We start from the raw sequence: 10,308 nt of genomic DNA, 5'->3' as shown, positions 1-10,308 counted from the left end.
GCCGGGGAGACGCCGGTGCGGCGTCTCCCCGGCGGCCCGGGTGGCAGGGTGCGTCAGCCCCGGTAGGCGCCGGAGGCGGTCAGCCGCAGCGCGGTGTCCACCAGCGGCACGTGGCTGAACGCCTGCGGGAAGTTGCCGACCTGCCGCTGCGCGTGGGAGTCCCACTCCTCGGCGAGCAGGCCGAGGTCGTTGCGCAGCGCCAGCAGCCGCTCGAAGAGACGGCGGGCCTCGTCGACGCGGCCGATCATCGCCAGGTCGTCGGCCATCCAGAACGAGCAGGCCAGGAAGGCGCCCTCCTCGCCGATGAGGCCGTCGACACCGGCCTCCTCACCCTCCGCCACCGGGTAGCGCAGGATGAAGCCGTCGGGCGTGGACAGCTCGCGCTGGATCGCCTCCACGGTGCCGATGACACGCTTGTCGTCGGGGGGCAGGAAACCCATCTGCGGGATGAGCAGCAGCGAGGCGTCCAGCTCCTGCGAGCCGTAGGACTGCGTGAAGGTGTTGCGCTGCGGGTCGTAGCCCTTCTCGCAGACGTCGCGGTGGATCTCCTCGCGCAGCTCGCGCCAGCGGTCCAGCGGACCGTCGACCTCACCGGACTCGATCAGCTTGACCGCGCGGTCCACCGCCACCCAGGCCATCACCTTGGAGTGGGTGAAGTGGCGGCGCGGGCCGCGGACCTCCCAGATGCCCTCGTCCGGCTCGTTCCAGTGCTTCTCCAGGTAGCCGATGAGCTTGAGGAGCAGCAGGTTGGAGTGGTCGTTGCGGGCCAGGCCGGTCATGTGCGCCAGGTAGAGCGCCTCGGTGACCTCGCCGTAGACGTCCAGCTGGAGCTGGCCGGCGGCGCCGTTGCCGACGCGGACCGGCTTGGAGTTCTCGTACCCCGGCAGCCAGTCCAGCTCGGTCTCGCCCAGTTCCCGCTCGCCGGCGATGCCGTACATGATCTGCAGGTTCTCCGGGTCGCCGGCGACGGCGCGCAGCAGCCACTCCCGCCACGCCTGCGCCTCCTCCCGGTACCCGGTGCGCAGCAGCGAGGAGAGGGTGATCGCCGCGTCCCGCAGCCAGGTGAAGCGGTAGTCCCAGTTGCGGGAGCCGCCGATGGCCTCCGGGAGGGAGGTGGTCGGCGCGGCGACGATGCCGCCGGTCGGCGCGTAGGTGAGCGCCTTCAGGGTGATCAGCGAACGGACCACGGCCTCGCGGTAGGGGCCGTGGTACGTACAGTGCGTCACCCACTCCCGCCAGAACTCCTCCGTGGTGGCGAGTGCCTCCTCCGGCTCGGCGCGGGGCGGCGGCTCCTTGTGCGAGGGCTGCCAGCTGATGGTCATCGCCACCCGCTCGCCCGGCGCGACGGTGAAGTCGGAGTAGGTGGTGAGGTCCTCGCCGTAGGTCTCGGCGGCGGTGTCCAGCCAGACCGAGTCCGGGCCGGCGACGGCGACCAGGCGGTCGTCCACCTTGTGGACCCAGGGGACCACCCAGCCGAAGGAGAAGCGCATCCGCAGCGCGGAACGCATCGGCACGCGCCCGCTCACGCCCTCCACGATGCGCACCAGCTGGGGTGCGCCGTCGCGCGGCGGCATGAAGTCGGTCACCCGGACCGTGCCGCGGGGGGTGTCCCATTCCGATTCCAGAATGAGGGAGTCGCCCTTGTAGCGGCGGCGGGTCGCCGGCGCCGGTTCGGCGCCCTCGGCGGGGGCGGGTCCCAGCCGCCAGCAGCCGTGCTCATCGGTCCCCAGAAGACCTGCGAACACCGCGTGTGAGTCGAAACGGGGTAGGCACAGCCAGTCGGCCGAACCGTCCCGCCCGATCAGCGCGGCGGTCTGCATGTCCCCGATAAGTGCGTAATCCTCGATGCGCCCGGCCACTGCGCGCCTCCAGTCGAACGTACGTCCCGCCCCTCCTGGGAGGCGGTTCTTGCTGATGCCCAGCGAGCGTCCGGGGAAGCTTACGCGTCCCAAGCGCTTTCCCCGCACGGAAGCGAGAGGGAAGATCAGCCCGTGGACACCGGCGACCGGAGTGCGCCGGTCACAGGGGGGCGCACCGCGGGTGGGAGGGGTCCCGGGCACCGGCTCCACCCGGACGTCACTGATACTCTGGTGGCCCGTGGAGCGGAGGACGTCAGATTCCCCGAACCGCAGCGACGGGACCCCGGGAACGACACGGCGTGCGACCGTCGCGGACCCCACCTCGCGACCACGGGAGCACCTCTTGGGCATGCCGATGAACAACCCGACGACCAAGCACATCTTCGTCACCGGAGGAGTCGCCTCCTCCCTCGGCAAGGGGCTCACCGCCTCCAGCCTCGGCGCTCTCCTCAAGGCGCGCGGACTGCGGGTCACGATGCAGAAGCTCGACCCGTACCTCAACGTCGACCCCGGCACGATGAACCCGTTCCAGCACGGCGAGGTCTTCGTCACCGACGACGGCGCCGAGACCGACCTCGACATCGGCCACTACGAGCGCTTCCTCGACGTCGACCTCGACGGCAGCGCCAACGTCACCACCGGCCAGGTCTACTCCACCGTGATCGCCAAGGAGCGGCGCGGCGAGTACCTCGGCGACACCGTGCAGGTCATCCCGCACATCACCAACGAGATCAAGCACCGCATCCGCCGGATGGCCACCGACGACGTGGACGTTGTCATCACCGAGGTCGGCGGCACCGTCGGCGACATCGAGTCGCTGCCCTTCCTGGAGGCGGTCCGCCAGGTCCGCCACGAGGTCGGCCGCGACAACGTCTTCGTCGTGCACATCTCGCTGCTCCCCTACATCGGCCCCTCCGGTGAGCTGAAGACCAAGCCCACCCAGCACTCCGTCGCGGCGCTGCGCAACATCGGCATCCAGCCCGACGCGATCGTGCTGCGCGCCGACCGGGAGGTCCCGGTCTCGATCAAGCGCAAGATCTCGCTGATGTGCGACGTGGACGAGGCCGCCGTCGTGGCGGCCATCGACGCCAAGTCCATCTACGACATCCCCAAGGTGCTCCACGGCGAGGGGCTGGACGCCTACGTCGTCCGCCGCCTGGACCTGCCGTTCCGCGACGTCAGCTGGACCGAGTGGGACGACCTGCTGCGCCGGGTGCACGAGCCGGACCACGAGGTCACGGTCGCCCTCGTCGGCAAGTACATCGACCTGCCCGACGCCTACCTGTCGGTCACCGAGGCGATCCGCGCCGGCGGCTTCGCCAACCGCGCCCGCGTCAAGGTCAAGTGGGTCACCTCCGACGACTGCAAGACCGCCGAGGGCGCGGCCGAGCAGCTCGCCGACGTCGACGCGGTCTGCGTCCCCGGCGGCTTCGGGGACCGCGGCGTCGAGGGCAAGGTCGCGGCGATCCGCTACGCCCGCGAGAACCGCGTACCGCTGCTCGGCCTCTGCCTCGGCCTGCAGTGCATCGTCATCGAGGCCGCGCGCAACCTGGCCGGCATCGAGGGCGCCGACTCGACCGAGTTCAACAGCGCGGCCGTCAGCCCGGTGATCTCCACCATGGCGGAGCAGCTCGACATCGTCGCCGGCGAGGGCGACATGGGCGGCACGATGCGGCTGGGCCTGTACCCGGCGCGGCTGGCCGAGGGTTCCGTGGTCCGCGAGGTCTACGGCGGCGTGGAGCAGGTCGAGGAGCGCCACCGCCACCGCTACGAGGTCAACAACGCCTACCGCGCGGAGCTGGAGAAGAAGGCGGGGCTGGTCTTCTCCGGCACCTCGCCCGACAACCGGCTCGTCGAGTACGTCGAGTACCCGCGCGAGACGCACCCCTTCCTCGTCGCCACCCAGGCCCACCCCGAGCTGAAGTCGCGGCCCACCCGGCCGCACCCGCTCTTCGCCGGGCTGGTCCGGGCGGCGGTCGAGCGCATCACCGCCGGCACCGCCGGTACCGCCGGCGCCGAGACGGCGACCGGTGGCGCCGGGAAAGGAGCCTGACGTGACGGGGACCCCCGAGGACCGTCCCGAGCTGCGCGACGTCCCGGCAGACTGGCCGGTGACCGAGACGTTCACCCGCTTCACCGGCCACAAGACCAGCGTCCGCACCGACCGCGTCCGGATGCCCGACGGCACGGTCGCCGCCCGCGACTACCTGGTGCACCCCGGTTCGGTCGCCGTCGTCGCCCTCGACGACGAGGACCGCGTCACCGTCATCCGGCAGTACCGCCACCCGGTGCGGCGCGAGCTGTGGGAGGTGCCGGCGGGACTGCTCGACGTCCCCGGCGAGAACCCGCTCCACGCCGCGCAGCGGGAGCTGTACGAGGAGGCCCACGTCAAGGCCGAGGACTGGCGGGTCCTGACCGACCTCTACCCCAGCCCCGGCGGCACCGACGAGGCCGTCCGGGTCTTCCTGGCCCGCGGTCTCTCCGACGCCGAGGGTGACCGCTACGCGGTCGGCGAGGAGGAGGCCCACATGCTGCACGCCCGGGTCCCGGTCGCCGAACTCGTGCGGGCCGGACTCGCGGGGGAGCTGCAGAACACCTTCCTCGTCCTGGGTGTCCTCGCGCTGACGGTCGCCCGCGCCGGTGACGGGCTCGACGCGCTGCGCCCGGCGGACGCGCCCTGGCCGGCGCGGCCCTTCGACTGACGGGCGGGCACCACCCGCCCGGCGGACACCGATCCGCCACCCGATCCGCCGCCCGGTGCCCGCACCGGGCGGCGGACGTGTCTGAGGCAGGCCCGGCACGGGTGCTGACTTACCCTCGGGACGTGACGGAACAGGCGGCGCACAGCAGGGTCCCGGCATTCTCGGGCAAGGCGGCAGGACCGGGCGGACCAGCGGTTTTCCTCGGCAGACGGGACGAGTTGTCCACGCTGCGGGGGGACACCGAGCACGCGGGGCTCCACACCCTCGCCGGCCGGCCCGCGCCGCGCAGCCGCGTCCTGCTGATCGTCGGCCGGCCCGGCACGGGCCGCACCTCGCTGGCGGAGGAGTACGCCCGCCGCCGGGAGGCGGCCGGGGACTTTGCCGACGGGGTGCTCCGCGCCCGGCTCACCGACCCCGGCGGCACCCCCGTCCCCCTGGAGCGCACCGCCCGCGCCCTCCTCGGCGACCTCGGCCTCGTCGCCCCGCCCGGCGCCGAGGAGGACGAACTCACCGCCGAGCTGCGCGCCGCCCTCGCCGCTCGCGAGGTCCTGCTGCTGCTCGACGACGTCGCCACCGCCGACCAGCTCAACGAACTCACCCCCGACAGCCGGGTCTGCCTGGTCGTCGCCGTCGCCCGGGGCCCGCTGACCGGCGTCCCCGACGTCCGGCCCTGCACCGTCGGGGCACTGGGCCAGAACGCCGCCGTCCAGCTCATCACCCGCGGCGCCGGCCCCACCCGGGTGACCGTGGACCCGCGCGCCGCCGAGTCCCTTGCCGAGCGGTGCGCCCATCTGCCGGCGGCGCTGGTCCTCGCCGGCGGCTGGCTGGCCGCCCACCCGGACGCCGCCGTCGCGGACGCCGCTCGCCGCCTCGCCGACCTGGAGTCCGCCGCCCCCGAGGGCGACGCGCTGGACCGGGCGTTCCGGCTCGCCACCTCGCACCTGTCCGCCACCGCCGCCCGCATGCTGCGGCTGCTGGCGCTCGCCCCGGCCGGGCTGGCCGACGCCCACACCGCCGCGACCCTCGCCGGGTGCTCGATCGGCACCGCCCGCACCACCCTTGCCGAACTGGCCCTGCTGGGCCTGGTGCGCACCGCCCACGCCAGACCGCCCGGACCGGAGCAGCCTGTCGGCCCGCTCTACGCCGTCCCCGGCTGCCTGGAACCGCTGCTGCGGGCGCGGCTGGAGGAGCGCGAACGGCCCTCCGACGTCCAACTCGCCCGCGCCCGCATGCTGGAGCGGACCGTGCGGCAGCTGATGGCCTGCCACGCGGCCACCCAGCCGCCGGACAGCGACGCCCGCGAGTGGCTCGCGGGGCTGCCCGGCTCGCTGCGCTTCGCCGACGAGGCCACGGCCGCCGCCTGGCTGGCCCACCGGCTCGACGCACTCCAGGCCGCCTCGCGCCTGGCCGTCGCCGACGGTGAACTGGACACCCTGGCGCGGCGGCTGATCGCCGCCCTGACCGCGGCGCTGCTCGCCCACCGCGGGGCGCGGGTCGCCGCCCCCGAGCTGTACCGGCTGCACGAGCTGGTCCTCGGTGTCGCGGAGCGTCAGCACCTGGCGCGGGAACGCGCCGCGGCCCTGCTCAACCTCGGCGACCTCGACGCCGCCAACGGCCGCCCCACCGCGGCGCTCGCCCGCTACCAGTCCGCCCTCGCCGCGCTGCGTTCGGAGGGCGACCGGGCCGACCGCGAGGCGGTGGGCCGCGTGCTGGAGTCCATCGGCGGCACCCACGCGGAGCTCGGGGGCTGGCAGCGCGCGGCCGACTGGTACGGCAGGGCGCTGACGATGGCGCAGTCCCGCGACGACCGCGAGTCCGAGGCCCGGCTCCACGGGCGGCTCGGCGCCGTGCTCACCTACGACGAGCAGTGGCGGCCGGCGCTGCGTTCCTGGCGTGCCGCCGCCGCCACCCACCGGCGGCGGGGCGACACCGCCGCCCAGGCGCGGGCGGTGGGGGAGGCCGGCCGGGTGCAGGAGTACGCCGGGTGGACCCAGGACGCACTGCGGACCTGCCGTGAGGCGCTGCGGATCGCGGAACGCACCGACGACGCGCGGCTCCGGGCGGCGCTGTGGCTCCGGCTGGCCGACTGCGCCGAACGCCTCGGTCACAAGCGGGACGCCGACGCGCACCGAGCGGAGGCCGACCGGCTGCTCGGCCCGCCGGGGGAGACCCCGGCGGCCGCCCGGGTGCCGGCGCCGTCCGCCCCGCCCGAGGCCGGCACCAGCACCGGGGTGGGGGTCGGCGCCGGGGTGGAGGAGGGCGCCGCTGCGGACGCGGTGCGGGCCGCCGGTGCGCGCAACGGCCCGGCCGGTCCGGACATGCGGGAAGCCGCCGGGAGAGAAGGCGAGCCGGCGGAGCGGCCGGCGGCCGGAGACGAGCGGCCTGGGGCCGGGGCGTCCGGGGCCGGCTCCGGAACGGACGAAGCCGGCGGGGGTGACGCGGCCGGTGCCGGGGAGGTGCCGCCGGGGGAGAGCGCCGCGGGCCGGGCAGGCGCGGCCGATGCGGGTGCGGTGGGGGAGGCGGTGCAGCCGCCCGGCCCGCCGGTCCCTGCCCGGCCCGACTTCCCGCCGGGCGGCGAGGCCGCGGAGCGCCCGGCGGCCGGTGGTTCGTCGCCCTCCGAAACCCCGGGGACCACCCAGAGTCGCACCTACGAAACATAGACAGGACTCGCGGAACTTTAGTGATTTCAAGGCTGGACATGGCGAGACTCCTTCATTAAGAATGAGGCTGCCGTGGCTGAACGGGTTGCTTCCGGCATACCTCCGGTATGGGTGCGAAGCCCCGCCTTCCCGGCCTATGTTCCTGCCGCCGAACACCCAAGGACCGTGATCGACGTGAAGGTCGGCATCCCCCGCGAGGTCAAGAACAACGAGTTCCGGGTGGCGATCACGCCGGCCGGGGTCCACGAGCTGGTCCGCGCCGGCCACGAGGTCTTCGTGGAGCACGACGCCGGTACCGGCTCGGCCATCCCCGACGCCGCTTTCGCCGCCGCCGGCGCCACCGTGCTGCCGACGGCCGACGAGGTCTGGGGCACCGCCGACCTGGTGCTGAAGGTCAAGGAACCGATCGCGGAGGAGTACCACCGGCTCCGCAAGAACCAGATCCTCTTCACCTACCTGCACCTGGCGGCCTCCGCGGAGTGCACCGACGCCCTGCTGGGGTCCGGCACCACCGCGATCGCCTACGAGACGGTGGAGACCGCCGACCGCGCGCTCCCGCTGCTGGCGCCCATGTCGGAGGTGGCCGGCCGTATCGCGCCCCAGGTCGGGGCCTACCACCTGATGCGCTCCGCCGGCGGGCGCGGCGTCCTGCCCGGCGGTGTGCCCGGTGTGGCGGCGGCGGACGCCGTGGTCATCGGCGGCGGCGTCTCCGGCTGGAACGCCATGCAGATCGCGGTCGGCATGGGTTTCCGGGTCACCCTGCTGGACACCGACGTCAACAAGCTGCGCGAGGCCAACCGCATCTACGGCGGCCAGGTCCGCACCATCACCTCCAACGCGTTCGAGCTGGAGAAGGCGGTGCGCGAGGCCGACCTCGTGATCGGTGCCGTGCTGATCCCCGGCGCCAAGGCGCCCAAGCTGGTCCGCAACGAGCTGGTCGCGGAGATGAAGCCGGGCAGCGTCCTGGTGGACATCGCCATCGACCAGGGCGGCTGCTTCGAGGACTCCCGTCCCACCACGCACGCCGAGCCGACCTTCACCGTCCACGACTCGGTCTTCTACTGCGTCGCCAACATGCCCGGCGCCGTGCCCAGCACCTCCACCTACGCCCTCACCAACGCGACGCTGCCGTACATCGTGCAGCTGGCCAACCGCGGCTGGCGGGAGGCGCTGCGGCGGGACCCGGCGTTCGCCCTCGGGCTCAACGCCCACGCCGGTGAGCTCGTCTACGAACCGGTCGCCGCCGCGCACGGCCTGCCGCACGCGGAGCTGGGGTCGCTGCTCGGCTGAGCCGCCGCATCCGGCCGGACGGTGGGGTGATCGTCAGATCAACAGATCGACAATCAGCCGTCAACACGCCGGTCAACGCGGGGAAATGTCACACAACCGACCGGACGTCGTTCGACGGCGTCCGGTCGGTTGTGTGTGCGGCCCGCTGTTTCCCGAGGTCAACTCACCCGGAAGATGACCGTTTACCCGATTCGCTGTGGCCTCCGACCCGTTGTCCACGCATCGCACGCTCTGGACACACAGTCGTCGTGTGACGACGCGTCAGTGTCGTTACGCCGGTTTGTGTTGCTGTGGACGCCCGACACGCCATAGAGTCGCCAGTCGTCGGCAGGGCGGGACGTGACTCTGTCCAGAAGTTGCTTGGTCCCTAAGGAGGTAGGACGACTTGTGAATGAGTCGACAATCACTCCCGGGGAAGGACAGCCAGGGGGGCCGGGACAACCGGCGGGCCCCGCCGGCCTCGCCGAGGTCGGTTCGGTCGCTGTCCACACGTTCGCGACGCACAAGAACCCAACGGACATGACGGTGCATCAGAAGAGCGACGACACCACCACGCAGACGGAGCCCGGCTTGGCGGAGTTGCCCGACGGTCAGTTCTACGACCCGGACGCGGAGTACGAACCCGACCCCGAGTACGCCGCGACCATCGCGCCCGACGCCGCGCGGCAGCGCCGCGAGCGGATCGGCCCGACCGGTCGCCCCCTCCCGTACTTCCCGATCCCCGGGCCCGTCAAGGAACGCGGCCCCGCGACGATCATCGCGATGTGCAACCAGAAGGGCGGGGTCGGCAAGACGACCTCGACCATCAACCTGGGTGCCGCGCTCGCCGAGTACGGCCGCCGCGTGCTGCTGGTGGACTTCGACCCCCAGGGCGCCCTCTCCGTCGGTCTCGGCGTCAACCCGATGGAGCTCGAACTCACCGTCTACAACCTCCTCATGCAGCGGGGCATGGCCCCCGACGAGGTGCTGCTCAAGACGGCCGTCGCCGGCATGGACCTGCTGCCGAGCAACATCGACCTCTCCGCCGCCGAGGTCCAGCTCGTCAGCGAGGTGGCCCGCGAGTCCACCCTGCAGCGCGCCCTGCAGCCGATGCTGTCCGACTACGACTTCGTGGTGATCGACTGCCAGCCGTCGCTCGGCCTGCTCACCGTCAACGCGCTCACCGCCGCACACAAGGTCATCGTGCCGCTGGAGTGCGAGTTCTTCGCCCTGCGCGGCGTCGCCCTGCTCACCGAGACCATCGAGAAGGTGCAGGAGCGGCTCAACCCCAGCCTGCAGCTCGACGGCATCCTGGCGACCATGTACGACTCGCGCACGGTGCACAGCCGCGAGGTGCTGGCCCGGGTCGTCGAGGCGTTCGAGAACCACGTGTACCACACCGTGATCGGGCGCACGGTCCGGTTCCCCGAGACCACCGTCGCGGGTGAACCCATCACCACCTACGCCTCCAACTCCGTCGGTGCCGCCGCCTACCGCCAGCTGGCCAGGGAGGTGCTCGCCCGGTGCCACGCCGAGTGAGTCTGCCGGCAGCCGACGAACTGTTCCGCACCACCGGCGGTCCCGCCGTTCAGCCCTCCGTCCCCCAGGGGCCGCAGGCCACCGAGGACGCCGCACGGCAGTCTCCGGGCCGTCCGGAGGGGGAGCCGGTCGAGTCCGAGGGGGACGAGGCCGAGGACTCCGACCGCTCCGGCGGGCCCGGCGGCTCCGGCGGTGACGAGCCCCGGACGTCGCCGCTGCCCGCCCAGGGCACCCGCGGCGCGGCCCGTGCCCAGCCCGCGCCGGGCCAGCCCCCTGCCG

General features: G+C 73.2%; 5 protein-coding genes and 2 pseudogenes. 6 read left to right on the top strand and 1 reads right to left on the bottom strand.

What is annotated here, in order from left to right; all coding sequences use genetic code 11:
* Positions 1 to 53: 53 nt before the first annotated feature.
* Positions 54 to 1,859, bottom strand: coding sequence for a glycoside hydrolase family 15 protein (locus HCN56_RS19510; protein WP_312871305.1), 1,806 nt, complete (start codon positions 1,857 to 1,859; stop codon positions 54 to 56).
* A gap of 349 nt (positions 1,860 to 2,208) precedes the next feature.
* Between HCN56_RS19510 and pyrG the strand changes: the two genes are divergently transcribed.
* From pyrG to HCN56_RS19480, 6 genes and pseudogenes are all read left to right on the top strand, one after another.
* Entirely contained in the window at positions 2,209 to 3,912 is a 1,704-nt protein-coding gene (gene pyrG, locus HCN56_RS19505) for a CTP synthase (RefSeq protein WP_167972952.1), read from the top strand.
* Positions 3,913 to 3,943: 31 nt separating this feature from the next.
* Complete coding sequence (locus HCN56_RS19500) at positions 3,944 to 4,561, top strand: NUDIX domain-containing protein (RefSeq protein ID WP_245246763.1); 618 nt, start codon at positions 3,944 to 3,946, stop codon at positions 4,559 to 4,561.
* 122 nt (positions 4,562 to 4,683) lie between these two features.
* Positions 4,684 to 6,732 (top strand): annotated as a pseudogene (locus tag HCN56_RS19495) (tetratricopeptide repeat protein); the annotation flags it as partial.
* A 663-nt stretch (positions 6,733 to 7,395) separates the two neighbouring features.
* Entirely contained in the window at positions 7,396 to 8,511 is a 1,116-nt protein-coding gene (gene ald, locus HCN56_RS19490; RefSeq protein WP_167972955.1) for an alanine dehydrogenase, read from the top strand.
* Between the two features lie 387 nt (positions 8,512 to 8,898).
* Entirely contained in the window at positions 8,899 to 10,029 is a 1,131-nt protein-coding gene (locus HCN56_RS19485; RefSeq protein ID WP_167972950.1) for a ParA family protein, read from the top strand.
* A pseudogene (locus tag HCN56_RS19480) lies at positions 10,026 to 10,308 on the top strand (hypothetical protein); the annotation flags it as partial. The gene HCN56_RS19485 and the pseudogene HCN56_RS19480, both read left to right, overlap by 4 nt.

This window comes from Streptomyces lonarensis, assembly GCF_012033735.1.
GTDB classification, from domain to species: domain Bacteria; phylum Actinomycetota; class Actinomycetes; order Streptomycetales; family Streptomycetaceae; genus Streptomyces; species Streptomyces lonarensis.
The sequence above is the reverse complement of the archived record's forward strand: the minus strand, read 5'-3'. Positions and strand labels throughout refer to the sequence as shown.

Excerpts from the sequence above, each read along its gene's own strand:
- pyrG (WP_167972952.1), top strand. The coding sequence starts at position 2,209 with ATGCCGATGAACAACCCGACGACCAAGCACATCTTCGTCACCGGAGGA.